We start from the raw sequence: 25,085 nt of genomic DNA, 5'->3' as shown, positions 1-25,085 counted from the left end.
GACATGGCCACCACCGACGTTGCGTACAGCAACCTCGTCGCCAACGGCAACCTCGTGCAGCCCGCCGGTACGACGCTGGTCGCCGCGCCGACCAACAACATGCGGATCGTCAAGGCGGTCCCGGAGTACACCGTGCTGCGGGTGTCGAACACCGACGACGACACCGCGCTCACGCTGACGGTGAAGGCGGGCGACAACCCGCCCGCGCTCGCCGCCGGTCAGGGCGACCTCGCCGTGTCCATCGCGTTCGGCACCGTCCGCTTCATCGGCCCGTTCGAGTCGGGCCGTTTCATCCAGTCGGACGGCTCGATGCTGATCGAGTCGACCACCACGACCGGCACCATCACCGCCCTGCGCATCCCGCGGAGCGTGTAATGGCTGGGAACGACGAGTTCACCGAACAGGAGCTGGCGGCCGCGCTGCAGCTGCTGCGCGCCCGCCGTGGCGCCGCCGCCCGCTCGCGGCCGCCGGTGCAGGACGAGGGCACCGTGTTCATCCGGGGCGAGGGCGGCGCCGTCTTCGAGATGACGCCCGCCAAGATGAGCCCCGAGATGAAGCGGCGCCTGCGCCTGGGCTACCTGCGGCAGGTCAACCCCGACGGCTCCCCCCTGGAAGCGCCCGCGCAGCCGGCCGCGCCCGCCGGCGGGGGGACGCCCGGTCCAGATCCGGTGCCGAGGCCAGCCAAGTCGGCGCCCAAGAAGGACTGGGTGCTGTACGGGGTGACCGTCCTCGGCCTCGACGCGGAGCAGGCCGAGGGCATGACCCGGCAGGACATCATCGACCTGCCCCCGGACTTCGCCCAGCACCCGGGCCCGACCCCCGGCGACGACGAGAGCGGCGCCCTCACCGGACCCGGGCGCCCGGCGGAGGACGCCCCGAAGTCCGAGTGGATCGCCCACGTCGTCTCCAAGGGCCTGCTCTCGGTCGAGGACGCGTCCAACTACACCAAGGACGACCTGATCGACCTTGTGAGCTGACAGGAGGCCACCGTGGCACTGGACCCGCTGGCGACGGTGGCCGACCTTCAGGCCCGCGGCCTGACCGTCGCACCCGAGGAGGAGGCCCTCGCCGGGACGTTCCTGGAGGAGGCCTCGGCCGCCGTCCGGGAAGCGGCCGGCGTGCCGATCAGCGAGACCACCTCCACCGTCACCCTGGAGGCTCCGGACAACTCGCCCTGGCTGACCCTGCCCGGGCCGCCGATCCAGTCCGTCTCCGCCGTCACCATCGACGGCTGGACCGTCACCGACTACAAGCTCCGCTCCCACCAGCTGTGGCGCCCCGGCGGCTGGCAGCTGGGCAGCGAGCCGTCCGAGGTGCAGCTCACCCAGCTGCACGGCCTGCCCACGGTCCCCGCGGACCTGGTGGGCCTGGTCTGCCGGATCGCGGCCGCCGTCCTCGTCCACCACCGGGCCCAGCCCGACGGCGAGGGCCTGGCCGCCAAGGACATCCGCTCCGAGCGGATCGGGGACTACGCCGTGTCCTACGGCGACAGCGGCCGCATCACCGACATCGAGCTGCCCGAGTACCTGCGCGAGCAGCTCGCCGCGCGCTTCGGCGGCGGGGTCGCGGTGGTGAGGTCGAGGTGAGCCGCGCCGGGCACCTCCTCAACCGCAAGGTCGAGGTGTGGCGGGAGACGGCCGTCGACGACGGCGGCGGCGGCCGCACGAAGACCTGGGTGCACCAGGCCACCGAGCGCGCCCGGAAATCGCAGCCCACCGCCAGGGAGCGGACTACCGCCGATCAGACCGGCGCCGAGCTGGACGAGGTCTGGTACTTCGACCCGGGCACCGACGTCCGCCGCGGTGACCAGCTGCGGCCGCCCGGCCGCGTCCTGAAGGTCACGTACATCGTCGAGCCCTCCGTGGACGACGTCTACCGGCGGGCGAACTGCATGCTCGTCCAACCCCTGAACGGCACCACGTGAGGAGCCCGATATGGCTGTCCTGATCGCGCAAGCGATGCCCCTGGGCGGGCTTCAGCCCACCTACGCCAACGCCGCCGGCGGCGGCGACCAGGCCCCGTGCGGGGAGAAGCTCGTCCTGCACGTCCGCAACGACGACGCGTCGTCCAAGACGGTCACCGTCGCGACGCCGGGCACGGTCGGCGGCCTGGCGATCGCCGACGCCGCGCAGACCATCCCCGCCGGCGGCGACGCGTTCATCCCGCTCAAGAGCGCGTTCCGGGATCCGGTGACCGGCCGGGCCGCGGTCACCTACAGCGCGGCGACCTCGGTCACCGTCGCCGTCCTGCAGCTGCCCTGACCGATGGTCCGGGCACGGCTGGACGGCCTGCAGCGGGCGTTGCGCGCTGTCGGGCGGGTTCCCGAGGCCATGCGGCAGGCCCGCGACGAGACGCTCCGAGAGTGGGCCGACAACGTCAAGAGCACCGCCCAGGAGAAGGTCCCCCGGGACCGGGGTGAGCTGTTCCAGGCTCTCGACGACCGCGTCAACACCCACTTCGGGCGGGCCGACGTCGGCGTGTGGGACGCGGACCAGCTCGAATACGCGATGTACGTCGAGAAGGGCACCTCGAAGATGCAGGCCCAGCCGTACCTGGTGCCGGCGTTCAACGAGCACCGGCGGCAGGTCACCCGCACGTATCGTGCCGCGTTCCGCCGGCACATCGGAGGGGGGTGACCGGTGTGAGTCTGCTCGATTCCCACCTGAGGCAGCTCGCGCGCGAGCGTGAGCGCCTGTCGGACGCGGAGAAGAAGGCGGCCGAGGCGCGCAAGGAGATCGCCCGGCTCGAGAAGAAGATCGCCAACGCCAAGCAGCGCGGGAGGGGGTGAACCATGGCCATGGCCGCTCCCATCAGCATGCCGATCTATATGCGTCTCGGCGGCGGCGCCGAGCTGCAGGTCGGCGACGTCGAGGTCCCCGTCAGCGGGGAGGGCGCGCTCTCCCTGAGCCGCACGATGCTCGCTGCGGCGCTCCGTTCCGCAGCTGACCACCTCGATGCCCCGCCCGTCGGCGAGGCCTGCGAGGCCTCGCCGTGACGACTGCCCTGTGGCCCCTGCAGGTGGCGGTCGTCACCAGGCTCCGCGCGGACAGCCCGCTGACGGCTCTGGTGTCCGGGGTGTTCGACGATGTCCCCGAGGACCAGGCGCACCCCTACGTCACCGTCGGCTCGATCACGGAGACCGTCGACGACGCCCACAACCAGCGCGGCCTGGAAGCCCAGGTCGAGCTGCACATCTGGTCGCGCTACGCGGGCTTCCGCGAGGTCGCGGACATCCTCGCCGCTCTCGACGCCGTCCTCGACCGCCAGCCGCTGACCGTCACGGGCTTCAAGGACGTCTCGGTCGCGCATGTGCAGCACACCGAGCTGCGCGACCCCGACCCCGAAATCCGGCACATCAACGTCAGCTATCGCGTGTGGCTGACCAAAGCGTAAGGAGGTACAGACCATGGCTGGTCTGGACGCTTTCGGCACCCAGCTGCAGCGCGGCGACGGCGCCACCCCCGAAGTCTTCACCCCCCTCGCGGCCGTCACCGACATCACGCCGCCCGGCATCGAGAGGGAGACCTACGACGTCACCGCCCACGACTCCCCGGACGCCTACCGCGAGTTCATCGGCGGGCTGAAGGACGGCGGAGAGGTCGAGATCGACATCAACTACGACCCCCGCGAACACGACGCCCTGATCGCCGACTTCGCCGACGCTCTGCCCCGCAACTACAAGGTCGTGTGGCCGGGCACGCTCGGCTCCTGGGCGTTCGCCGCGATCCTGACGAACTTCGAGCCGGAGGCCCCGCACGACGACAAGCTCGCCGCGAGCCTGACCTTCAAGGTGTCCGGCAAGCCCACCATCACCACCGGCTCCTGATGGCCGGCGACCAGGTCGTCTACGAGCCCGATCAGTACCTGGAAGTCCTCGGCACCGAGCGGCACGAGCAGCTGAAGACGTGGCTGCGCGCGAACTGCATCGACCCCGCGGACGTGACCGTCGGCGCCCCGATCAGCATCGAGCGCGAGACGTACGACGTCACCGCGCACGACAGCGCCGGGCCGGTCATGCTCGACGGCGGCCGGGCCATCCGCCACACCGTCCTGCTGCGCAACGCGGAGGGACGCAAGTACGTCGACGAGGCCACCGGCGACGCGGCCCAGGAGGAACGCGTCGTGCCCCTCGTCGTCGAGCCCCCGCCGCAATGGCGGACAGAGAAAGAGAGCAGCCCATGTCAGAGCAGCCCGTGACGCAGTACCTGTCCGCCGATCAGATCCTCGGCGCGGACGACCTCAAGTACGAGGACGTCCCCGTGCCCGAGTGGAACGGCACCGTCCGCGTGCGGGAGCTGACCGGCACCGAGCGCGACAAGTTCGAGGGCCAGTTCGTCGGCAAGGACGGCACCTCGGTCCGCGCCGAGGGCATCGAGGGGTTCCGGGCCCGGCTCGCGGTCGCCTCGCTCGTCGACGGCGACGGCAAGGTGCTGTTCCGGTCGGCCGCGGAGACCAAGCGGCTGGGGGAGAAGTCCGCGGCCGCGCTGCAGCGGGTGTGCGACGTCGCGATCCGCCTGTCCGGGATCCGCGACGAGGACGTCAAGGAACTGACGGGAAACTGAGGGCGCGGCCGGAGAGGCAGTTCTACTTCCGTCTGGCCGCGCACCTCGGCATGACCGTGCGCCAACTGCTCGCCGTGACCGGCTCGTACGAGCTGAGCGAGTGGCGCGCCTACGAGCAGCTCGCCGGGCCCCTCGGAGGGCTGCGGGGGGACCTGAACGCGGCGACGATCGCCGCGGCGATCGTGGCGGTGAACCGGGGCAAGGGCCAACGGGCCCCGAAGGTCGCCGACTTCATCCCTCAGTGGGACCGCACCCGCGTGCGCAAGACCCCTGAGGAACTGTTCAAGGCGGCCATGGTCGCGAACTCCGCTCTGCAGGGGCTGGTGGTCACCAACAACTGAATAGCGCGCGCGAGGGGGTGATGGCCGGTGGCCACGCTCGCCTCGATGATGGTCCGCCTCGGCATCGACACGGACCAGCTGGAAGCCGGTGCCGCGAAGGCCAAGAAGGTCCTGACCGGTGTCGGCAAGGCTGTTGGCGGTCTCGGTGTCGGGCTGCCGGTGGCGGCCGCGGTCACGGCCGGCGTCGGCGCGATGGCGGCGAGCTTCGTCTCCGCCGGTATCGCCGCGAAGGCGCTGCAGCTGGCCGTCGGCCCGCAGATGCAGGCCATCGCCGACGTCGCCACGCTCGCCGAGGAGGCCGAGAAGGCGGCGGCCGAGGGCGCTGCGGACGCGGCCGAGAAGCAGAAGGCGTACAACGACGCCCTCGCCGAACTGCCCCCGGCGACCAGGGCGACGGCCAAGGAGTTCATCGGCCTGAAGAAGGACTACTCGGCCTGGTCCGACTCGCTGTCGACCAGCACGATGCCGGCCTTCACCAAAGGCCTGCAGCTCGTTCGCCGTCTGCTGCCGGCGCTCACCCCGTTCGCGAAGGCCGGGGCGGAGGCCTTCGGGGAGTTCGTCGACGAGATCGACCGCGCCACCTCCGGCAAGGGCCTGCAGGCGTTCGCCGACTCCATGGCGAAGGTCGCCGGGAAGAACCTCAAGTCCTTCCTGTTCGGCCTGAAGAACATCGCCGTCGGTATCGGCGGGATCATCAAGGCGTTCCTGCCGCTGTCGACCTCGATGTCCGGCGGGTTCGAGGAGGGCACGGCCGCGTTCGCCCGCTGGGGGCAGAGCCTGTCCAGCTCGGAGGGGTTCGCGGATTTCATCGCCCTCGCCCGCGAGGGGGCGACCACCCTCGGCCAGGTCACCACCGCGGTCCTCAACCTCCTCGTCGCGCTGGGCCCGCTGATCGGGGTCAGCGCGCAAGTCGCGCTGTTCCTCGCCCGGATCATCAACGCACTGCCCCCGGACGTCCTGTCGGTCCTCGCCACGGGGATCTTCGCGGTCGTCCTGGGGATGAAGGCCTGGGCGATCGGCGCCCGGGTCGTCGCCACGGCGAACGCCCTGATGGCGTCCTCGACCTACCTGGCCATCGCCGGGTGGGCGCGGATGCTGGCCTTCGGGGTCGCCACGTACGTGCGGCTCGGGGCCGCTGCGGTCGCCTCGGCGACTCGTACGGCCGCCGCCTGGGCCGGGGCCGCGCTGCGCTCCATGGCAACGTTCGCCGCCTCGCTCGCCCGCACCGCCGCGATGGCCGTCCGCACGTTCGTCATGATGGCGCTGCGGGCGATCTGGTGGGCGGCGACCATGGCCGCGCAGTGGCTGATCGCCATGGGCCCGGTCGGCTGGATCATCCTCGCGGTGATCGCCCTGGTCGCGCTGATCATCGCCTACTGGGACGAGATCAAGGCCTTCACGATCGCGGCCTGGAACGCCGTCTGGACGTGGATCAAGGGCATCGCGCAGAAGGTGTGGGATCTCTTCCTGAACTGGACGATCATCGGCCTGGTCATCAAGCACTGGTCGACGATCCGCTCGAAGACGGTGGAGATCTGGAACGCGATCGTGGCCTGGGTGAAGCAGATCCCCGGCTGGATCTACAACGCCTTCCTCAACTGGACGGCGCTCGGCCTGCTGATCAAGCACTGGTCCGCCATGAAGTCGGCCACGGTCCGCAAGGCGACCGAGCTGATCAACTGGGTGAAGGGCATCCCGGGCCGGGTGAAGTCCGGGCTGGGCAACCTCGGCAACGTCCTCACCGGCGCCGGCCGGGCGCTGATCCAGGGGTTCATCAACGGCATCAAGAACATGCTCGGCTCGGTGAAGAACGCGGCCGGATCGATCGTCAGCGCAGCCCGCGAGTACTTCCCGTTCTCCCCGGCGAAGACCGGTCCTTTCTCGGGCAAGGGCTACACCCTCTACTCCGGCATGGCGCTCGCCGACGCCTTCGGCCAAGGCATCACCGCCGGCGCCCCCGGCGTCCAGTCGGCCCTGGACGGCCTGGTCGACGTCCCCGGCCTGCGCACCGCCAACCGGATCGGCCGCAGCGGTGGCGCGGCGGCCGATGCGGCGACGCGGATCCTCGTCGAGGTCGCCGGGCCCGAGGCGATCAAGCAGATCATCCGCGCGATCGTCGTCAAGGACGGCGGCGGCAGCGTCCAGAAGGCCTTCGGTAAGCCGGCATCCACCGCGTAAGGAGGCTCGCCCGTGGCGTTTCCCAGCACGCCCCTCGACATCCGCACCGAGCTGCGGCTCGATGGGGTGTGGACCGACATCAGCGGTGACGTGTACGTGCGCGACGTCAAGGCGATCGACCACGGCCGCCGCGACATGGGCTCGCGCACCGACCCCGGCTCGCTGACGCTCACCCTGAACAACCGGGACGGCAAATACACCACCCGCAACCCCGAGTCGCCCTACTGGGGGCTGCTCGGCCCGAACACGGGCATCCGCGTCTCGGTGCCCGGCGACGTCCGCTACCTCGAACTCACCGGCGCCGAGACCTCCTACGCCTCCACCCCCGACCATGCCTCCCTCGACATCACCGGCGACGTCGACCTGCGGTGGGAGGGCGAAGCCAACTGGTACGGGCCCGGCGCGGTCATGCTCATCGGCAAATGGGGCGCCGCCGGACAGCGTTCGTACCACATGCGCCTGCAAGACGGCTCGCTCTACATGCAGGTCCACTACGGCAGCAGCACCTTCGTGTTCACCGCCCAGCCCCTGCCGGTGCTGCCCGACCGGGCCGCGCTGCGCACGGTCCTGGACGCGGACAACGGCGCGGGCGGCTGGTCGATGACCCACTACTGGGCGCCGACCATCGCCGGGCCCTGGACGCAGATCGCGGACACGTTCTCCTTCACCGACATCGGCCCGATCACCGTGCACACCAGCACCACACCGCTGACCGTCTCCCCCAGCCACCTGGCCGTCACCCCGCCGCGCCGCCCCTTCGAAGGCAAGGTGTACGCCGCGCAGGTGTGGGGCGCCGGCGTCCTCGTCGCCAGCCCGGACTTCACCGCGCAGCCGCTCGGCACCACCGGCTTCACCGACTCCGCCGGCCGCGACTGGTCCTACAACGGCACCGCGCGCATCAGCGAGCGGGCGTACCGCTTCCACGGGGAGATCTCGACCTGGCCGAAGGAGTGGGTACCCGGCGGCTCCGACGTGTGGTGCTCAGTGGAGGCCTCCGGGGTCCTGCGCCGCTACGACCAGGGCACCAAAGCCCTGAACTCCACCCTCAGGCGGCGGATCCCGTCCGGGAACCCGATCGCGTACTGGCACTTCGAGGAGGACCGGGAGTCCTCGCGCGCGTACTCGCCGATCGCCGGCGTCGCCGCGGCCTCGGTGACCGGCGTGGAGTGGGCCTCCCTGGACACGCTGCCCAGCTCCAAGCCGCTGCCCAAGCTGTCGGCGGCCGCGACGCTGTCGGCGATCGTGCCCGACCACGACCCCGGCGGGCAGTGGCACGTCGAGTTCGTCTACAACGCCGACGACACCGCCCCCGTGGCCGACACCGAGATCGTCAGCGTCTCCGCCACCGGGACCGTGCGCCGCTGGTCGCTGAACCTCCGCAACGGATCGGCGCGCGTGATCGGCTACGACGCCTCCGGCACGGCCGTCGTCAACCAGTCGGTGGCTGTGGGCGGCGACGTGTTCCACAACTGGGTACGCCTCAGGTTCTACGTCAGCGAGGACGCGGGGACCGTGACGTGGACACTGGCCTTCCAGGACCCCGGCGGCGACGCGGGCGGCATCGCCCGCACCGTGGCCGGCACCGTCGGCCGGGTGACCGCGATCACCGCGAACTGGGGGGCGGCCACCGAGGGGTGGGGGTTCGGCCATCTGTCGGTCCTCCCCGACGCGGGCAGCACCCTCTACACCGGCTCCGACACCGGCTACGCGGGCGAGACAGCATGGCTCCGCCTGCGCCGTCTGGCATCCGAGGAGGGCCTGCCGATGGCCCGGATCCCCGGCCGTCTCACCCCCGAGCGGGTCGGGCCGCAACGCCCCGAGGAGCTCCTCGAACTGCTGCACCAGGCGGCCGAGGCCGACGGCGGCATGCTGATCGAGGACCGCGACCGGCTCGGCCTGGTCCTGCGCGAGCGCTCCAGCATGTACACCCAGGAACCGCGCCTCGTCCTGGACTGCACCATGCCCGGCCTCGACGACGAGAACCTCAGGCCCGCCGAAGAGGCCGACTCCGTCCGCAACGACATCACCGTCAAACGCGCCGGCGGGAGCGAGGGCCGCGCCGTGAAGACCGACGGAAAGTTCGCGGTCGACCGGATCGGCTCCTACGACACCGCACCCGAGCTGTCGCTGTTCGCCGACACCCAGACCGAGCCGATCGCGTACTGGCTGCTGCACCTGCTCACCTACGACGGCGCCCGCTACCCCAAGGTCACCGTCATGCTCCACAAGCCCGGCGCCCAGACACTCATCCCCGGCGTCCTGGCGCTGCGCGAGGGCGACCTGATCCGCATCACCAACCTGCCCGGCTACGTCGAGTTCGGGCACCTCGATCTGATCGTGCAGGGCTGGCACGAGGAACTCGACCTGCACCGCTGGACGATCACGTTCAACTGCTCGCCCGGTGGCCCCCTGCGCCTGGCGACCACCAACACCGTCCACGAAGGGTTCGAGGACGCGCTCTACGACGTCACGATCACCGGCGGCGGCAGCCTGCCGTGGACACGCACCAGCGCCCAGAAACACTCCGGCACGTACTCACTGCGCTCAGGGGCGATCGCCAACAACCAGACCTCCGATGCGGCACTCGTGCTGCCGGCGGCAGCGTCGTCGTTCTCGTTCTGGTACCGCACCTCGTCCGAGGCGTCCGGGCCGGGCTTCGAGGGGGACCGGCTCCTGGTCCTCGTCGATGGCGTCCAGGTCCTGCGCGCCCAAGGGGCGGTCGGGTGGACGAAGTTCACCGTCGACGTCACCGGCAAGTCCGCGGTCGTCTTCCGGTACGCCAAGGACAACTCCGCGACCGCCGGGGAGGACGCGGTCTACATCGACGACCTGCGGATCGTCGTCGGCAGCCACGCGCCCGCGAAGGCGAACACCGACGGCAGCCAGCTCGACGTCGGCGTCGACGCGGACGACGGCACGCTCAGCGTGAACGTCACCGCGGGGCCGCGGTGGACCACCGACGCCAACGAGATGCCGATCCTGATCGAGGTCGGCGGCGAACAGATCCTCGTCACCGCCATCTCCGGCACCAGCAATCCGCAGACCTTCACCGTCGGTGCCCGCTCCTACAACGGCGTCACCAAATCCCACGCCGCCGACGCCCCGGTGGCGCTGGCGTACCCGGCGATCGCGTCCCTGTAGAGAGGAGCACCTTGTGGCGACACCGGTCGAGGAGTGGTTCGCCGGGATGGACATCACGGCCGGCCGCCTGGAGTCCATGAACCAGCGCAGTTCCTTCCAGGTCACCAACTTCGGCGCGGACTCCTCCGGCACCGTCAACGCTGACCCGGGCATCCAGCTGGCGCTGAACGCCGCCCGCGACATGGGCGGCGCCGAGGTCCTCGTCCCGCCCGGGGTGTACCTCATCGGCGCGACCCTGCGGATCTACACCAACACCCGGCTCAGGTTGATGGCCGGCGCGGAGTTCCGCCGCAACGTCGCCGGAACGATGATCGTCAACGGCGACGCGGGCCAGAGCTTCGGCGGGTACACCGGTCACAGCAGGATCGTCATCGAGGGCGGCCTGTGGAACATGAGGGGCACGACCAGCGGCCTGACCGCCTCGGCGATGTGCATCTCCATCGGCCACGCCACCGACATCGTCATCCGCGACCTCGAAGTCCGCGACGTGCCGGGCTATCACGCGATCGAGCTGAACTCGACGCTGCACGGCGTGGTGACCAACTGCCGCTTCCGCGGGTTCGTCGACCCCGGCAGCCGCGACTTCTCCGAGGCCGTCAACATCGACCTCGCCAAGTCCGTCACCGTCTTCGGCGCGTTCGGCCCCTACGACCACACCCCGAGCGAAGACATTCTGATCAACGGCTGTCACTTCGGGGCCTCGGGGACGGCCGGCACCACCGCGTGGCCGCGCGGAATCGGCAGCCACTCCGCGACGATCACCAAATATCACCGGCGGATCCGCATCTCGGACTGCGCGTTCGAGGGCGTCCTGCAGTACGCGATCAGCGCGTACTCCTGGGAGGACGTCACCGTCACCGGCAACACCTTCGTCGACTGCGGGTCGGGGGTGCGCTGCCGCTCCGTGATCGTCGCCGACACCGAGGACACCAAACTCCCCGACGGCACCCAGACATCCGCCTCACAGCTGATGCGGAACATCGCGATCACCGGCAACTCCTTCCGGGGCGGCCTCGCCTACGACGAGCCGATCGTCTGCCTCGGGGAGACCACCGGCACCGTCCTCAACGTCGCGATCACGGGCAACACGATCGACGGCTCCACGTCCGGGCAGGCCGGTATCCGGCTGCAAGAGGTCTCCCGGGCCACGGTCACCGGCAACAGCCTCAACAACGTCAACGGCAGCGCCGTGTCGACGGAGAACTGCAACTCGCTGACGGTCGACTCCAACATCATCTACAACCCGGGCTCCCACGGGGTGACCGTCGTGACCGGCACCAACATCAACGTCGACTCCAACGTCATCCGCGAGCCCGGCAGCAACGGCATCCTCGTCCAGGGCGGCAACTTCATCCAGCTCCGCAACAACTTCGTCCGCAGCCCAGGCCGGACCACGAACAACACCTTCTACGGCGTACGGATCTCCACCGCCGCGGACTCCCTGAACCTCTCCGGGAACAAGGTCCGCCCGCACGGCTCCGGCAACGAGGCCGCCTACGCCCTGTCCATCGCCTCCGGCGTGACCACGGTGAGCCGGTACGGCAACGACTGGCGCGGCACCTACGCCACCGGTCAGCTGCAGGACGGCTCCACCTCCCCGAACACCACCGCCACCGACCTCACCTGACCTGGAGGCCCCCTTGAGTCTCACCATCCGCGCCGAAGGGCTCGTGGCGGACGTCGTCGCCCAGGTCGAAGCCGCCGACGCCCACGGCGACGTCTGGCAGGCCGAGGCCGTCCGGGCGTTCATCCTGGCCGAGCTGGATGCGTGGCCGACCGGCCCGGGCGCCCCGAACGGGGTGCTGGTGGAGGCGTCCGGCTACCACAGCGACACCAGCCGCAACGTGACGATCATGATCCGTCCGCAGAGGATCGGCGCCCCCGAGGACTGATCCACTCTCACCCCTCGCACGCCCCGAGCCACCAGGCCGGGGCATTGTCATGCCCGAGAAACGAGGCCCCTTATGGACGCCACACAAGGACGGCACCCGAGCACCGTGCAGGCCTGCCGCGGGTTCGCCTACAAGCACCTGCCCACCGAACTGCAGCCCGTCAGCCGCGTCTTCCACGACGCGGCCGCCGATCTGCTCCGGCTACTGCCCGACGACCCCGAACTCACCGCAGGCCTGCGCAAGCTCCGCGAGGCCAAGGACTGCGCCGTACTCCTGGCGGCGACCGAAGGGGTGCGCTCCGATGGCTGAACCGATGACCGCCCCCCGGTTCGCCGCCGCCCTGCGCACCGAGGGCCTGGCCGTCGTCGAGGTCGGCGACTGGGAGGACCACAACCGCAACCACGTGGGCCCGTGGGGCCCCGTGCACGGGGTGATGTTCCACCACACCGTCACGCGGGGCAGCGCGCACACCGTGTCCCTGTGCAGGAACGGTTACTCGGGCCTGCCCGGCCCGCTCTGCCACGGCGTCATCACCAAGGACGGCCGCGTGCACCTGGTCGGCTACGGCCGCGCCAACCACGCCGGCCTCGGCGACCCGGACGTCCTGCGCGCCGTCATCGCCGAGAAGGCCCTGCCCGTCGACGACGAGGCGACGGTCGACGGCAACCGCCACTTCTACGGCTTCGAGTGCGAGAACCTCGGCGACGGCGAGGACCCCTGGCCGCAGGCCCAGCTCGACGCGATCGAGCGCGTCGCCGCGGCGGTCTGCCGGCACCACGGCTGGAACACCGTCTCGGCGTTCCGCCACCTCGACTGGCAGCCCGGCAAGGTCGACCCCCTGGGCGTCGACTGGAAGGCGATGCAGAAGAGGGTCGACAGGCGCCTCGGCAGCGGCGCTCCCGGGCCGTCCACGCCCGCGCCGTCGACACCCACCGTCAGCCTCAGGAGGCTCCGGGAGGCGGCGCTCGGCGACCCGAAGAGGCCCGGCACGCCGGTGTCGTACAAGGGCGTGATCACTGTCGAGACGGCGCTCGGCGACCGCGGGCTCCTCGACGAGCTGTACGTCGACGGGCACTGGGGCACCAGGACCACGCCCGGCTACGCCCGGTGGCAGCGCTCCGAGGCCGGCGGCGGCTACCGGGGCGACGACGCGGACGGGATCCCCGGCCGCGACTCCCTGACCCGACTCGGCCTGAAGGCCGGATTCAAGGTGGTGGACTGACTGATGCCCAACCTCTTCGTCAGCCTGATGCGCACGCTCGTCCCGGGCGTGGTCGGACTCGTCCTCGCGTTGGCCGCGCGCATCGGCCTGGACCTCGACGACGCCACCGTCACCCTGTATGTCGGGGCGGCGCTCACCGCCGGGTACTACACCGTGTTCCGGCTCCTGGAGGAGCTGGCCGAACGCATGTCGTGGCAGCCCCTGCAGACACTCGCCGGGATCCTCCTCGGCTGGGCGCGCCCGCCGCAGTACGTGAGGCCGGTGACCGCGCCGGTCCGACTGCGATTGGACCGGGCGGCGATGCGGGAGGACATCAGCGAGTTCTACCGGATGCTGAATGCGCTGGGCGAGGACGGGAGGCCGAGATGAGTGAGGGCACCGGCGTCCCGGCTGTCGACGTCCTCGTCATCTGGGCCCTGGCCGCCGTGGCGATCGCAGGGCTGATCGCGTTGGTGTGGCGGGTGTGGCGCGGCGTGCGGCGGATCGTCGACCGGCTCGACGACCTGGCCGACGACTGGAACGGCACGCCGGCGCGGCCTGGCGTGCTCGCGCGTCCGGGCGTCATGGCCCGGTTGCACGGGATCGAGGAGCGGGTGGCCGCCGTCGAGCACGAGCTGCAACCCAACTCCGGCGCCTCGCTACGGGACGCCGTCGACCGCGTGGACCGCCGCACGAGGACCCTCGCGCCCGACACCGACACGTCATAACGGATGCCCCCTGCACGGCCTTCCCCGGTCGTGCAGGGGGCACTTCTCGTGTCCGGGAATACGTCGGCCCCCACCACCAGGCGGGGGCCGAGCGCCGCACACCCTGGAGCCGACCAGGGGTACCGTTCTGATGTCGAGCAGAACGGAGTTCAGCATGCCACAGCGCATCGAGGAGCACACCGGCGCACGGATCAAGTCGGCGCGTAAACGCCGTCGGCTGACGCAACGTGAGCTGGCTCACCGCAGTCGTGTCTCGTACAGCACCCTGACCAAAGTCGAGCAGGGCCACATCCCGGCCAGCCCGTCCGTCATAGGGGCGCTCGCCCACGCGCTCTCGGTCCCCGTCACGGAACTCACCGGTCAGCCCTACCTGGAAGAGCTGCAGCAGGACCACCTGGACGGCCTGATCCATCCCATCCGCGAGGCCCTGAACCTGTACGACTTGGGCGCTGACCCGGACATCACCCCGCGCCAGCTCAGCGACCTTGCGGACCAGGCCGAGGAGATGTGCCGCCTCGTCCGCGCCACGAACATCAAGCAGGTCGCCACCGAACTGCCGGCCCTGATCGTCGAGGCGACGACGGTCGCGCACGTCGAGGGGACGACCGAAGCGTGGCGGACGCTCGCCAGCAGCTATCGCACGGCGTACGACGTGTCCACCAAGCTCGGGTTCATAGACCTGTCGGCGATCGCCCTGGACCGGCTGGAGTGGGCAGCGCAGCGCGCCTCGGATCCGATCCTCGGCGGCATGCGGCAATACCTCCGTGCCCTCGCCTATCTGCGGGCGAGCGACTACACGACGGGCAAGCGGCTGATTCGGCTCGGGATGTCGACGCTGGATCAGGCCGACGACGGCCAGGAGCGGGACGTGGTGACGGGCCAGATGCACCTGGGCGCCGCCGTGCTGGCCGGCCGCGACAAGGACCGCGACACGGCGGAGGGGCACCTCGCCGAAGCCGGCCGGATCGCGACTCGCACGGGCCCCGCAGAGGCGGTCCACTGGCTGAGTTTCGGACCGACGAACGTAGGCGTCCACCGGGTCAGCGTCCTCGCCGAACTGGACCAGTACGGCGAGGCGGTGGAGAAGGCCGAATCGATCCGGATGCCGGACGACTGGCCGCCGTCGCGGATGGCGCACCACTACGCCGAGGTGGCCCGCGCGCAGATGTGGACCGGCCGTACCGACGACGCGTTCCGGAATCTGCTGAGGGCGCGGAAGCTCGCACCGCAGCAGACCCGGTACCACCCGACTGTGCGAGAGACGTACTCGGGGCTGCAGGCGGCGAGGCGTCAGATGCCCGACGACCTCATCAACTACGGCGCCTGGCTGGGCGCCTAACGCACCGTCAACCTTTGGCCGGGACTATCAATGAGGTCTGATAGTTCCGGCCTTGCCATGCCGACACCATGTGATGGTCAGTAAACCGTCTGTGCATGGAGCCGAACATGCCACAACGCCGTACGCCGAAGGACCGCGATCGCCGCGCGGCCCTCGCCTCCCAAGCCGCCGACATCTGGCCCGACGCGCCGAGCGATACGCCAGAGCAGGCGACTCTGCCGATCGACATCGAGACGATGCGCGCGAGCGCCCGCAGACTGCTCGTAGAAGACGCGGAACTGCCCAGCACCGAGGACGAGCTGAAAACGCTCATCCTCGAACTGCGCGGGTACATCATGCTGGCCATCCCCGAGGTGGAGGCCGCAACCGGGAGGCTTGACGAGGACGACATCCCGCGGAAGTGCGCGCTCGCCTGCGTCGACGAGGCCCGCACGCGCCTGAGCCTGGAGGGCGCCGCCACGCTGCCCGCAGGCTTCGCGCACGCCCAGCGCCTCGCCCGTTCCGTGAACGCCCTGTGCGACCACTTCGACAACCTGACGCACCCGGCGACGGGCCAGGTCGAGGAGTGCTGGATCGACACCGGCTCCGGGCCCGGCCGAGTGGTGCAGGTGCACGTCTGCGTCGACGAAGACCCTGAAGCCGCGTACCAGCGGATCCTGGACCACGGGATGACCTGCCCGACGTGCCGGGCCCTGGACGGGGACGGCAACGCCAAGGGCGACGACTGTGGGGCTGCCCGGCGCCTGCACCTCGCCTGGCGGATGGCGCAACGGCAGCTGGCGGAACGCCGCTGAGACTGCCACCGGTGCGGGATTGTCTCCCCGCACTGGTGGGGCCGCCCAAGGGGCCCCGACTGTTCCGGGGTGGGCGGCTGGTGATCCGCCGCCGTCCCCCGCGGCGGCGGATCACTGCACGAGGTCGGACAGCGGTACGTCGAGGACGTGCGCGATGCGCTGCAGCGTGGAAAGGCTCGTGTCCCGACCAGTCTCGACGCGCCAGATGGTGACGCGGTCTATACGTGCAGCCAGGATGAGCTGGTTCTGACTGAGCCGCTGCCGCTTGCGTTCGGCTCGGATACGCGCACCGATGACCCGGCGGTCATCGAGCATCCAGGAGTCGTCGTCGGGCAGCTCTCGCACTCGACAACGCTCGATGCCCCGTGATCGTATGTCGACTGAATCTATTCAGCATTCTCAGCCCCGGCACAGACGTGCGGGTTAGCCATTAGGGCAGACCCGCATTCCGTTTAAAAGTGAACAGAAATCAGCCTCGCGAGATTTGGCTGACATTGGACGGCGAGATCACCCTCGCACATCGAACCCCCGCCATCGCGAGGCTGGGTATCGCGTGGCAAAATCGAACACACGTTCACTCGATCGGATGAACGAGACGGGAGCGCCCTAGGCAATTCCGCTCACAGGGGTAGCTTCAATGCGCCCCCCACGAAGCGCCCCCGCTCCGGTTGCGCCCCAACCGGAGCGGGGGTTACGCACGCACGGAGCCCCCGGCCTGGTCTGGCCGGGGGCTCCGCGTCTTCCGGGAGCCTTCCGCTGCAGGCTCGGATTCCGGGTTCCTTCCGTGAAATACCGGAAGGCGACGCAACGTGATGCGACACGTTGAACGATGCTCCGCCGCAGGTCAGAAGCGATTCATGGCCCTGGCCTCGCTATCCGTTCTCCGCCTGGAACATCCAATGGTGCTTCTCGAGATCCGCCGTGATCCCGATGAAGATGTCCTGGCTCACCGGATCCGCCTCGGCGGTGCTCTCCACGCGTGTCCGCATCCGGGTGATCACCGCGCCGAGCGCGTCCACCAGGGCCCCCACGGCGTCCGCGTCCTTGACCCAGCCTCCGGGCACCTTGCCGATGCCGCTGCTCCCGGCCACCGTCCCGGCCCGCCCGTCCGGCGGGACGCCGAGGGTGGAGGCGCGTTCGGCGACCGTGTCGGAGTGCAGCCGGGCGGTGTCCACGACCTCGTCGAGCTGGAGATGGACCGAGCGGAAACGGGGGCCGACGACGTTCCAGTGGATCTGCTTGGCCACGAGGGAGAGGTCGACGAGATCGACCAGGGCACCTTGCAGCGCTTCGGAGACGGTCTTGAGATCGGCCTCGGACAACGGGCTCTTCACCACATACATCAGCACGCTCCGGATTCTCTGGACGCACGTAAGACCACCAGACCACCATGACCGCACGCCGACACCCCGGCAAACGGGAGGCCCCGGGCAACGCGGGAGCCCCGGCCGGCGCCCCCAGGTCTCCCTGGAGGCCCCGCCCGGGGCTCCCGTTTCGCTGCTACCGCTTCTCTACTTCTTCTTCACCGGCACGCGCCGAACCGCACGCGCGCCGTCGCGGCAGGTCACGCCGCGACGACGTCCACCGCTTCGGCGGGTGCCTTGATCGTGACCCGCTCCGGTGGCACACCGGCCACCGAGACGGAGTTGAGCATCGGTCGACGTACTGGTGCTGGTACCGGCTCGGTGGCTGCTGCGGACTGGGCCAGCTCGGCAAGGGCGAGCTCGTCGCTCACTTCCCGCATGAGCTCGGACATCCGTACGTCCAGCGCGTCGCAAATGGCGGAGAGCAGCTCGGAGGAAGCCTCCTTCTGCCCCCGCTCCACCTCGGAGAGATAGCCGAGTGAGACTCGGGCGGACGAGGAGACTTCGCGCAGAGTACGGCCCTGGCGCTGGCGCTGCCGACGCAGCACGTCACCCAGCAGGCGACGGAGCAGAATCATCGGTGGCTCCCTCCTCGGACCGCGTAGCCGCATCCTTCACGCCCCACCGTACCGCCTCGCGCTGCGGCCGTGCGGGGAGCGCTGTTGTGTTCACTCAGGGCTGCAAACATCAAGTCCCCCCGTTCTGTTCCGTATCCTGTGCCCGCTCATTCCCGGTCTGTTCGCCCGCAAGCTCCTGAAGAAGCAGTGCGAGTACGCTCCGTACACTCTCCATACGGATTTCCGCCCGGCCGCCGTTCAACCGCAACGACGACACTTTCCCGCCACCTGATACGCCGGAATCGGCTGTGGACGGCCCGGCGACGGCCACATGGACCGTGCCGACGGGCCGGCCGTCCTGGGGTTCCGGGCCCGCGACTCCGGTGGTCGAAATCCCCCAGTCGGCGCCGAGCGCCTTGCGGACGCCGTCCGCCATCTGGGCCGCGACCTGCGGATCCACCGCTCCACGCTGGTCCAGGAGGATGGCGTCGACATCGAGCAACTGGTGCTTGAGGTCCGTGGCGTACGCGGTGACCGAGCCCCGGAAGGCCGTCGAGGCGCCGGGGACCTCGGTGATCGCGGCGGCGACCAGACCGCCGGTCAGCGACTCGGCGACGGCGAGCGTCTCACCCCTCACCGTCAGTAGTCGCAGCACGTCGGCGGCCGTGGAATTCAACGCTCCGCTCCCTCCGCCGCAGCTTCGCGCTCGGCGGTTCCGCGGCGGCGCAGCACAATGGCCTGTCTCACATAGTCGATTCCGGTGACGACGGTCAGAATGACCGCGGCGGCCATCACCCACCACCTCAGGGTGGCCAGGGGGCCCTCCAGCGCCAGGACGTACATCCCGACGGCGATGCCCTGGGTCAGGGTCTTCAGCTTGCCGCCGCGGCTCGCCGGGATGACTCCGTACCGGATGACGATGAAACGCAGGAGCGTGATCCCGAGTTCCCGGCCGAGGATGACTCCGGTCACCCACCACGGCAGATCGCCGAGGGAGGACAGACAGATCAGCGCGGCGCCCATGATCGCCTTGTCGGCGATGGGGTCGGCGATCTTCCCGAAGTCGGTGACGAGGTCGTAGGTCCGGGCCAGATGGCCGTCGAAGACGTCGGTGATCATGGCGACGGCGAAGGCGGCCCAGGCCCAGGCCCGCCAGACCGGGTCGTACCCGCCGTCCATGAGCATCAGGACCACGAAGCCCGGTACGAGGACCAGGCGGACCATGGTCAGGATGTTCGCGATGTTCCAGAGGCTGGCCTGGTTGACGGCGGCGGCTCCCAGCTTCCCGCCTCGTACGGGCCGTGTCTCCCCGGCAGCACTCGGGGCGGCGGCGCTCGGGGCGCCGGTGACGCCGGAGGCGCTCGTCGCGCCCTTGGCGCCGGAGGTGCCGCCCGCCGCGGATGCCGGGACTCCCGTCATCTGGCCGCCTCCTCAGTACACACGAGGGAGCCGAGCGAACCCGGAAGCACCTCGGCCACCAGGTCGACGCCTTCCGTGCCGACCACCTTCGCCTCGACCATAAGGCCGACGCTCAAGTCCTCGCCGCTCGTGAACAGCACCTGCCCGTCCGTCTCGGGCGCCTGGTGCGCACCGCGGCCGTACGCGCCCTCGTCGCCGTCGACCGACTCGACCAGCACGCGCACGGTCTGGCCGACGCGCTCCTCGGCGCGCTGCGAGACCAGCTCCTCGGCCAGCCGCGAGACGTGTGCGAGACGCTCGGCGACGACGTCCTCGGGCAGCTTGTTCTCGTACGTGGCCGCCTCGGTGCCCTCCTCGTCGGAGTACCCGAAGACGCCGATGGCGTCCAGTCTCGCGCCGTTCAGGAAGCGCTCCAGCTCCGCGAGGTCGTCCTCGCTCTCGCCGGGGAAGCCCACGATGAAGTTGGACCGCACACCGGCCTCGGGGGCCTTGCCGCGGATGGTGTCGAGAAGCTCCAGGAAGCGGTCGGTGTCCCCGAAGCGGCGCATCGAGCGCAGCACGGCCGGGGCGGAGTGCTGGAAGGAGAGGTCGAAGTAGGGCACGACCTTGGGGGTGGAGGTGAGCACGTCGATGAGGCCGGGCCGCATCTCGGCGGGCTGGAGGTAGCTGACGCGGACCCGCTCGATGCCGTCGACATCGGCCAGCTCGGGCAGCAGGGACTCCAGGAGCCGGATGTCGCCGAGGTCCTTGCCGTACGAGGTGTTGTTCTCGGAGACGAGCATCACCTCCTTGACGCCCTGCTCGGCCAGCCAGCGGGTCTCGTTCAGCACGTCCGAGGGCCGGCGCGAGATGAAGGAGCCACGGAAGGAGGGGATGGCGCAGAACGAGCAACGGCGGTCGCAGCCGGAGGCGAGCTTCACGGAGGCGACGGGTGAGCCGTCCAGCCGGCGGCGCAGCGGTGAGCGCGGCCCGGAAGCCGGAGCGAGACCTTCCGGAAGATCGACGGGGGCGTGTCCCGGAAGCGCGACCCCGGCCGCGGACTCCTGGCGCTGGGCCGGGCTGATCGGCAGCAGCTTGCGCCGGTCGCGCGGGGTGTGCGAGGCGTGGATGCCGCCGTTCAGGATGGTCTGGAGACGGTCGGAGATGTCCGCGTAGTCGTCGAAGCCGAGCACGCCGTCGGCCTCGGGCAGCGCCTCGGCCAGATCCTTGCCGTATCGCTCGGCCATGCAGCCGACGGCCACGACGGCCTGGGTTCTGCCGTGCCCCTTGAGGTCGTTGGCCTCCAGGAGCGCGTCGACGGAGTCCTTCTTGGCGGCTTCGACGAAGCCACAGGTGTTGACGACCGCGACGTCCGCTTGCTCGGCGTCCTCGACGAGCTCCCAGCCGTCCGCCTCCAAGCGGCCTGCGAGCTCCTCCGAGTCCACCTCGTTACGGGCGCAGCCAAGAGTGACGAGTGCGACGGTACGGCGTTCAGGCATGGGCTCAAGACTACTTCGTCCCACTGACAGCCCACGTCGACGGGGTTGGCCGATCTTGGCCAACCCCGTACCCGCGTTTCCCTTTGAATCGTCTGTACGTCCGCGGCCCGGACGTATCGAAGGCTCAGCCGACCTCCGGGTCGCCCTTCGTGTACGTCAGTCGTTCGACCTGACCGGGCTGGAAGTCGTCCTTGATCTTCTTGCCGTTGACGTAGAGCTGGACGGCCCCGGCGTCACCGAGGACGAGGTCGATCTTGGAGCTGTCCTGGAAGGTCTTGGACTCGCCCTGCTTGAGGAGGCCGTCCCACAGGAGCTGGCCGTTGTGGTCCTTGGCGGAGATCCAGCTGCGGCCGTCGGAGGCGCTGACCTGCACGGTCACCTTGTCGCGGGGCGCGGCGGCGATGGCGCTCTCGGTCGGGTCGGGCTTCGGGTCGGCGTCGGACTTGTCGGCCTTGGGCGTGGGCGAGGCGGACTTGCTGGTGGTCGGCGTGGAGCCCTCGGCGACCTGGGTGGTGTCGCCGTCGTCCCCGCCGTCGAAGGCGGTGAAGCCGACGAAACCGATCACCGCGACGATCGCGGCGACCATGGCGGCGGTCCAGTTGGGACCGCGCCGCTCGGGCCGGATCCGTTCCGCCTCGAACAGCGGTGCCGCCGGGGTCGGCGCGGGCCGCCCGCCGCGCGTCTCGGCGAACTGGTCGAGCAGCGGGACGGGGTCGGTGCGGACGGCGCGCGCGAGGGTGCGGATGTGACCGCGCGCGTAGACGTCGCCACCGCAGGCGTCGAAGTCGTCCTGCTCGATCGCGTGCACGATGGCGATGCGGACCCGGGTGGCGTTGCTGACGTCGTCGACGGTCAGCCCGGCAGCGATACGGGCCTGCTGGAGGGCACGGCCGATCGAGGGGCGTTCCGCCGAGCGTTCGTCACGGTCGTCTTCGAACGGACGCTCGTCTTCGGGGAAGTTGCCGTCAGGGGAGTTGCCGATGGACACGGGGGCGCCTTTCGAGCGTGTAGCCACCTGTGCTGGAAGTTCAGTCTAGGGGGGGTACGAAAGGGTGGGGCAACCGGGCGGTGGGACTTTGTACGCCATCAGAATGGCCGGACATCCTGCTGGTGGTTGAGGGTGGGGCACGGGGCTGTCCCCTCGTCCAACTTGACGTACGACGAAGGGAAACGGTTGCTCACCATTTCCTTACGGGTGAGTCACGTTCGAATACCCGGATGCCGTAATTGCATCCGTGTTCCGCCCGCCGGACAACCGCTCTTCCCTGCCGTGCGCCCCGCTCGCGCCCCTCCGCGACACCGCTTGCGGTCCTTACGCCCCAGTGTCCCCCCGGATCACGGCGAGCACGCCGTCCAGTTCATCGGGTTTCACAAGAACGTCACGAGCCTTGGAGCCCTCGCTCGGGCCCACCACACCCCGGGACTCCATGAGGTCCATCAGCCGGCCTGCCTTGGCGAAGCCGACGCGCAGTTTGCGCTGGAGCATGGAGGTCGAGCCGAACTGGGTGGAGACGACCAGTTCGGCCGCCTGGCACAGCAGATCGAGGTCGTCGCCGATCTCCTCGTCGATCTCCTTCTTCTGCTTGGTGCCGACCGTGACGTCGTCCCGGAAGACGGGCGCCATCTGGTCCTTGCAGTGCTGGACGATCGCCGCGACCTCGTCCTCGGTCACGAACGCGCCCTGCATCCGGGTCGGTTTGTTCGCGCCCATCGGCAGGAACAGCCCGTCGCCCTTGCCGATCAGCTTCTCGGCGCCGGGCTGGTCGAGGATGACCCGCGAGTCGGCGAGCGAGGAGGTGGCGAAGGCGAGCCGCGAGGGCACGTTCGCCTTGATCAGACCGGTGACGACGTCCACGGACGGCCGCTGTGTGGCGAGCACCAGATGGATGCCGGCCGCGCGCGCGAGCTGGGTGATGCGCACGATCGCGTCCTCGACGTCCCTGGGCGCGACCATCATCAGGTCGGCCAGCTCGTCCACGATCACCAGCAGATACGGGTACGGGGACAGCTCGCGCTCGCTGCCCTCGGGCAGCTTCACCTTGCCGTTCCTGATGGCCTCGTTGAAGTCGTCGATGTGGCGGTAGCCGAACGCGGCCAGGTCGTCGTAGCGCAGGTCCATCTCGCGCACGACCCACTGGAGCGCCTCGGCGGCCCGCTTGGGGTTGGTGATGATCGGGGTGATGAGGTGCGGGATGCCCTCGTACGCGGTCAGTTCGACGCGCTTGGGGTCGACGAGGACCATGCGGACGTCCTCGGGGGTCGCGCGGACCATGACCGAGGTGATCAGGCAGTTGATGCACGACGATTTGCCCGAGCCGGTCGCACCCGCGACGAGCACATGCGGCATCTTCGCCAGATTGGCCATCACATAGCCGCCCTCGACGTCCTTGCCGAGCGCGACCAGCATCGGATGGTCGTCCTCGGCCGCGTCCGCGAGACGCAGCACATCGCCGAGGTTGACCATCTCGCGGTCGGTGTTGGGGATCTCGATGCCGACGGCCGACTTGCCGGGGATCGGGCTGATGATCCGGACGTCCGGGCTGGCGACGGCGTAGGCGATGTTCTTGGTGAGCGCGGTGATCCGCTCGACCTTGACCGCCGGGCCCAGCTCGACCTCGTAGCGGGTGACCGTCGGCCCGCGCGTGAAGCCGGTGACGGACGCGTCGACCTTGAACTCCGAGAACACGTTCGACAGGGAGGCCACTATGGCGTCGTTCGCCGCGCTGCGCGTCTTGCCGGGGCCGCCCCGCTCCAGGAGGTCCAGCGAGGGCAGGGAGTAGGTGATGTCGCCGGAGAGCTGGAGCTGTTCGGCGCGCGGCGGCAGGTCGCGGGGCGCGTCCGGGGCCTGCTTGGTCAGGTCCGGCACCAGGGCGTCCTGGCGGGCGCCCTTGGGCGGCTTGGCGGCCGGGGACTCCTCCTTGGCCGGCTTGCTGCGCGCGGCCGGGACGGGCGTGGTCTCCTCCCGGTCCCCCACGCTCACACCCTGGGTGAGGTCGGCGACCACCGGCGAGGGCGGCATCCCGTGCAGCACGGCCCCGTCGAGCGCGGCAGCGGCGGCAGCGGCGACGTCCACGGCGTCCATCGGCCGGTTCGGGTCGGGCTGCCGGACGGCCGAGCGCCTCGGGCGGCGCCGGGTGAGGGCCTCCTGCTCGGCGCTGTCGGGGTCGTACGGCTCGGGGGCGGATCCGCGCCTGCGGGGGCGCGCGGGGATCGCGTCGCGCCACTGCTCGCCGTAGCGGGCGTCGTCCTCGCCGAACTCCTCGTCGTCCTCGTCGTCGGCGACGATGCCCAGCTTCTGCCCTAGCAGCCGCAGCCGCTGCGGGATCGCGTTGACCGGGGTCGCGGTGACGACGAGCAGCCCGAAGACGGTGAGCAGCACGAGCATCGCCACGGCGAGGGCCTCGCCCATGGTGTACGTCAGCGGGGTGGCCGTGCCCCAGCCGATGAGCCCGCCGGCGTCCCTTATCGCCTGCATACCGGAGCTGCGGGCGGGCGACCCGCACGCCAGGTGGACCTGGCCGAGGACCCCGATGACCAGCGCGGACAGGCCGATGACGATCCTGCCGTTGGCGTCGGGCTTCTCGGGGTGCCGGATGAACCGGAAGGCGATGACCGCGAGCAGTATCGGCACGAGCAGGTCGAGCCGGCCGAAGGCGCCGGTCACGAGCATCTCGACGAGGTCGCCGACCGGGCCGCGCAGATTGGACCAGGTACCGGCGGCGACGATCAGGGCGAGGGCGAGCAGCAGGAGCGCGACTCCGTCCTTGCGGTGCGCCGGGTCGAGACCCTTCGCGCCCTGCCCTATGCCGCGGAAGACGGCGCCGACGGCGTGTGCGGCACCGAGCCAGATGGCGCGTACGAGTCTGTACACGCCCCCGGTGGGATTGGGCGCCGGCTTAGGAGGGGCCGTCTTCTTCGCCGCCGCCTTCTTGGCGGGTGCCTTTTTGGCGGCGGCTTTCTTCGCGGGGGCCTTCTTCGCCGGAGCCTTCGTCGGAGCGGACGCCTTCTTCGCGGGCGGCTTCTTCGCTGCGGACTGACGTGAGGCCATGGGTGTGAGGTTACCGGTGGAGGCCACAGCCGACACGTGTGCC

The 25,085-nt window shown here is 70.1% G+C and carries 31 protein-coding genes; 23 read left to right on the top strand and 8 right to left on the bottom strand.

Annotated elements, in window-relative coordinates; genetic code table 11:
* Window positions 1-3 precede the first annotated feature (3 nt).
* From F9278_RS36180 to F9278_RS46455, 23 genes are all read left to right on the top strand, one after another.
* Window positions 4-375: a hypothetical protein gene (locus F9278_RS36180; RefSeq protein ID WP_152172053.1), complete on the top strand. Its 372-nt coding sequence runs from the start codon at window positions 4-6 to the stop codon at window positions 373-375.
* Entirely contained in the window at window positions 375-977 is a 603-nt protein-coding gene (locus tag F9278_RS36175; RefSeq protein ID WP_152172052.1) for a hypothetical protein, read from the top strand. Before F9278_RS36180 ends, F9278_RS36175 begins: the two co-directional genes overlap by 1 nt.
* Window positions 978-989: 12 nt before the next feature.
* The gene (locus tag F9278_RS36170) at window positions 990-1,586 is read left to right on the top strand and encodes a head-tail connector protein (RefSeq protein WP_152172051.1); all 597 of its coding nucleotides are present in this window, start codon (window positions 990-992) and stop codon (window positions 1,584-1,586) included.
* Entirely contained in the window at window positions 1,583-1,924 is a 342-nt protein-coding gene (locus F9278_RS36165; protein WP_152172050.1) for a phage head completion protein, read from the top strand. Before F9278_RS36170 ends, F9278_RS36165 begins: the two co-directional genes overlap by 4 nt.
* A 10-nt stretch (window positions 1,925-1,934) precedes the next feature.
* Window positions 1,935-2,261, top strand: coding sequence for a hypothetical protein (locus F9278_RS36160; protein ID WP_152172049.1), 327 nt, complete (start codon window positions 1,935-1,937; stop codon window positions 2,259-2,261).
* A 3-nt stretch (window positions 2,262-2,264) separates the two neighbouring features.
* Window positions 2,265-2,636 (top strand): HK97-gp10 family putative phage morphogenesis protein, encoded by a 372-nt coding sequence (locus F9278_RS36155; protein ID WP_152172048.1) that lies wholly within the window; start codon window positions 2,265-2,267, stop codon window positions 2,634-2,636.
* 5 nt (window positions 2,637-2,641) lie between these two features.
* Window positions 2,642-2,788, top strand: a complete 147-nt coding sequence (locus tag F9278_RS46460) for a hypothetical protein (RefSeq protein ID WP_193241786.1) — start codon at window positions 2,642-2,644, stop codon at window positions 2,786-2,788.
* Between the two features lie 3 nt (window positions 2,789-2,791).
* Complete coding sequence (locus F9278_RS36150) at window positions 2,792-2,995, top strand: hypothetical protein (protein ID WP_226967098.1); 204 nt, start codon at window positions 2,792-2,794, stop codon at window positions 2,993-2,995.
* Window positions 2,992-3,393 carry a DUF3168 domain-containing protein gene (locus tag F9278_RS36145; RefSeq protein ID WP_152172046.1) on the top strand — a complete coding sequence of 134 codons (402 nt, stop codon included), beginning with the start codon at window positions 2,992-2,994 and terminating at the stop codon, window positions 3,391-3,393. The genes F9278_RS36150 and F9278_RS36145 overlap by 4 nt, the downstream gene beginning before the upstream one ends.
* Before the next feature lie 13 nt (window positions 3,394-3,406).
* On the top strand, window positions 3,407-3,826 hold the full coding sequence (locus F9278_RS36140) for a phage tail tube protein (RefSeq protein WP_152172045.1): 420 nt from the start codon (window positions 3,407-3,409) through the stop codon (window positions 3,824-3,826).
* Window positions 3,826-4,197 carry a hypothetical protein gene (locus tag F9278_RS36135; protein WP_152172044.1) on the top strand — a complete coding sequence of 124 codons (372 nt, stop codon included), beginning with the start codon at window positions 3,826-3,828 and terminating at the stop codon, window positions 4,195-4,197. The genes F9278_RS36140 and F9278_RS36135 overlap by 1 nt, the downstream gene beginning before the upstream one ends.
* On the top strand, window positions 4,179-4,562 hold the full coding sequence (locus tag F9278_RS36130) for a hypothetical protein (protein WP_226967097.1): 384 nt from the start codon (window positions 4,179-4,181) through the stop codon (window positions 4,560-4,562). The genes F9278_RS36135 and F9278_RS36130 overlap by 19 nt, the downstream gene beginning before the upstream one ends.
* Before the next feature lie 50 nt (window positions 4,563-4,612).
* A complete protein-coding gene (locus F9278_RS36125; protein ID WP_152172043.1) occupies window positions 4,613-4,903 on the top strand; it encodes a phage tail assembly protein T in 291 nt (96 codons plus the stop codon).
* A 27-nt stretch (window positions 4,904-4,930) separates the two neighbouring features.
* On the top strand, window positions 4,931-7,081 hold the full coding sequence (locus F9278_RS36120; protein ID WP_152172042.1) for a phage tail protein: 2,151 nt from the start codon (window positions 4,931-4,933) through the stop codon (window positions 7,079-7,081).
* Window positions 7,082-7,093: 12 nt separating this feature from the next.
* Entirely contained in the window at window positions 7,094-10,222 is a 3,129-nt protein-coding gene (locus tag F9278_RS36115) for a hypothetical protein (RefSeq protein ID WP_152172041.1), read from the top strand.
* Between the two features lie 13 nt (window positions 10,223-10,235).
* Window positions 10,236-11,849 (top strand): right-handed parallel beta-helix repeat-containing protein, encoded by a 1,614-nt coding sequence (locus F9278_RS36110; RefSeq protein ID WP_152172040.1) that lies wholly within the window; start codon window positions 10,236-10,238, stop codon window positions 11,847-11,849.
* Between the two features lie 13 nt (window positions 11,850-11,862).
* Window positions 11,863-12,114 carry a hypothetical protein gene (locus F9278_RS36105; RefSeq protein WP_152172039.1) on the top strand — a complete coding sequence of 84 codons (252 nt, stop codon included), beginning with the start codon at window positions 11,863-11,865 and terminating at the stop codon, window positions 12,112-12,114.
* 72 nt (window positions 12,115-12,186) lie between these two features.
* On the top strand, window positions 12,187-12,423 hold the full coding sequence (locus tag F9278_RS36100; RefSeq protein ID WP_152172038.1) for a hypothetical protein: 237 nt from the start codon (window positions 12,187-12,189) through the stop codon (window positions 12,421-12,423).
* Window positions 12,416-13,336 (top strand): N-acetylmuramoyl-L-alanine amidase, encoded by a 921-nt coding sequence (locus F9278_RS36095; RefSeq protein WP_193241785.1) that lies wholly within the window; start codon window positions 12,416-12,418, stop codon window positions 13,334-13,336. The genes F9278_RS36100 and F9278_RS36095 overlap by 8 nt, the downstream gene beginning before the upstream one ends.
* Window positions 13,337-13,339: 3 nt before the next feature.
* Window positions 13,340-13,705, top strand: a complete 366-nt coding sequence (locus F9278_RS36090; protein WP_152172037.1) for a hypothetical protein — start codon at window positions 13,340-13,342, stop codon at window positions 13,703-13,705.
* Window positions 13,702-14,043 (top strand): hypothetical protein, encoded by a 342-nt coding sequence (locus F9278_RS36085; RefSeq protein WP_152172036.1) that lies wholly within the window; start codon window positions 13,702-13,704, stop codon window positions 14,041-14,043. Before F9278_RS36090 ends, F9278_RS36085 begins: the two co-directional genes overlap by 4 nt.
* 154 nt (window positions 14,044-14,197) lie before the next feature.
* On the top strand, window positions 14,198-15,382 hold the full coding sequence (locus F9278_RS36080; protein WP_152172035.1) for a helix-turn-helix domain-containing protein: 1,185 nt from the start codon (window positions 14,198-14,200) through the stop codon (window positions 15,380-15,382).
* Between the two features lie 95 nt (window positions 15,383-15,477).
* Window positions 15,478-16,176: a DUF6415 family natural product biosynthesis protein gene (locus tag F9278_RS46455; protein ID WP_193241784.1), complete on the top strand. Its 699-nt coding sequence runs from the start codon at window positions 15,478-15,480 to the stop codon at window positions 16,174-16,176.
* Window positions 16,177-16,287: 111 nt separating this feature from the next.
* Here F9278_RS46455 and F9278_RS36070 read toward each other — a convergent pair whose 3' ends face one another.
* The 8 genes from F9278_RS36070 to F9278_RS36035 all read right to left on the bottom strand — a co-directional run bounded on the left by F9278_RS36070 (window position 16,288) and on the right by F9278_RS36035 (window position 25,042).
* Window positions 16,288-16,521 carry a helix-turn-helix domain-containing protein gene (locus F9278_RS36070; RefSeq protein WP_152172034.1) on the bottom strand — a complete coding sequence of 78 codons (234 nt, stop codon included), beginning with the start codon at window positions 16,519-16,521 and terminating at the stop codon, window positions 16,288-16,290.
* Window positions 16,522-17,048: 527 nt separating this feature from the next.
* A complete protein-coding gene (locus tag F9278_RS36065) occupies window positions 17,049-17,519 on the bottom strand; it encodes a Dps family protein (protein WP_152174330.1) in 471 nt (156 codons plus the stop codon).
* 221 nt (window positions 17,520-17,740) lie between these two features.
* A complete protein-coding gene (locus F9278_RS36060) occupies window positions 17,741-18,118 on the bottom strand; it encodes a helix-turn-helix domain-containing protein (RefSeq protein WP_005481441.1) in 378 nt (125 codons plus the stop codon).
* Between the two features lie 109 nt (window positions 18,119-18,227).
* Complete coding sequence (locus tag F9278_RS36055; protein WP_152172033.1) at window positions 18,228-18,773, bottom strand: CinA family protein; 546 nt, start codon at window positions 18,771-18,773, stop codon at window positions 18,228-18,230.
* Window positions 18,770-19,516, bottom strand: a complete 747-nt coding sequence (gene pgsA, locus F9278_RS36050) for a CDP-diacylglycerol--glycerol-3-phosphate 3-phosphatidyltransferase (protein ID WP_152172032.1) — start codon at window positions 19,514-19,516, stop codon at window positions 18,770-18,772. The genes F9278_RS36055 and pgsA overlap by 4 nt, the downstream gene beginning before the upstream one ends.
* Entirely contained in the window at window positions 19,513-20,994 is a 1,482-nt protein-coding gene (gene rimO / locus F9278_RS36045) for a 30S ribosomal protein S12 methylthiotransferase RimO (protein ID WP_152172031.1), read from the bottom strand. The genes pgsA and rimO overlap by 4 nt, the downstream gene beginning before the upstream one ends.
* Before the next feature lie 124 nt (window positions 20,995-21,118).
* Complete coding sequence (locus F9278_RS36040) at window positions 21,119-21,982, bottom strand: helix-turn-helix domain-containing protein (protein WP_152172030.1); 864 nt, start codon at window positions 21,980-21,982, stop codon at window positions 21,119-21,121.
* A gap of 324 nt (window positions 21,983-22,306) precedes the next feature.
* On the bottom strand, window positions 22,307-25,042 hold the full coding sequence (locus F9278_RS36035; RefSeq protein ID WP_404818973.1) for an FtsK/SpoIIIE family DNA translocase: 2,736 nt from the start codon (window positions 25,040-25,042) through the stop codon (window positions 22,307-22,309).
* Between the last annotated feature and the right edge of the window lie 43 nt (window positions 25,043-25,085).

Source organism: Streptomyces phaeolivaceus (assembly GCF_009184865.1).
In the GTDB taxonomy this organism is placed as follows: Bacteria; Actinomycetota; Actinomycetes; order Streptomycetales; family Streptomycetaceae; genus Streptomyces; species Streptomyces phaeolivaceus.
Note: the sequence above shows the minus strand (reverse complement) of the source record. Positions and strands in the feature narration are given on the sequence as shown.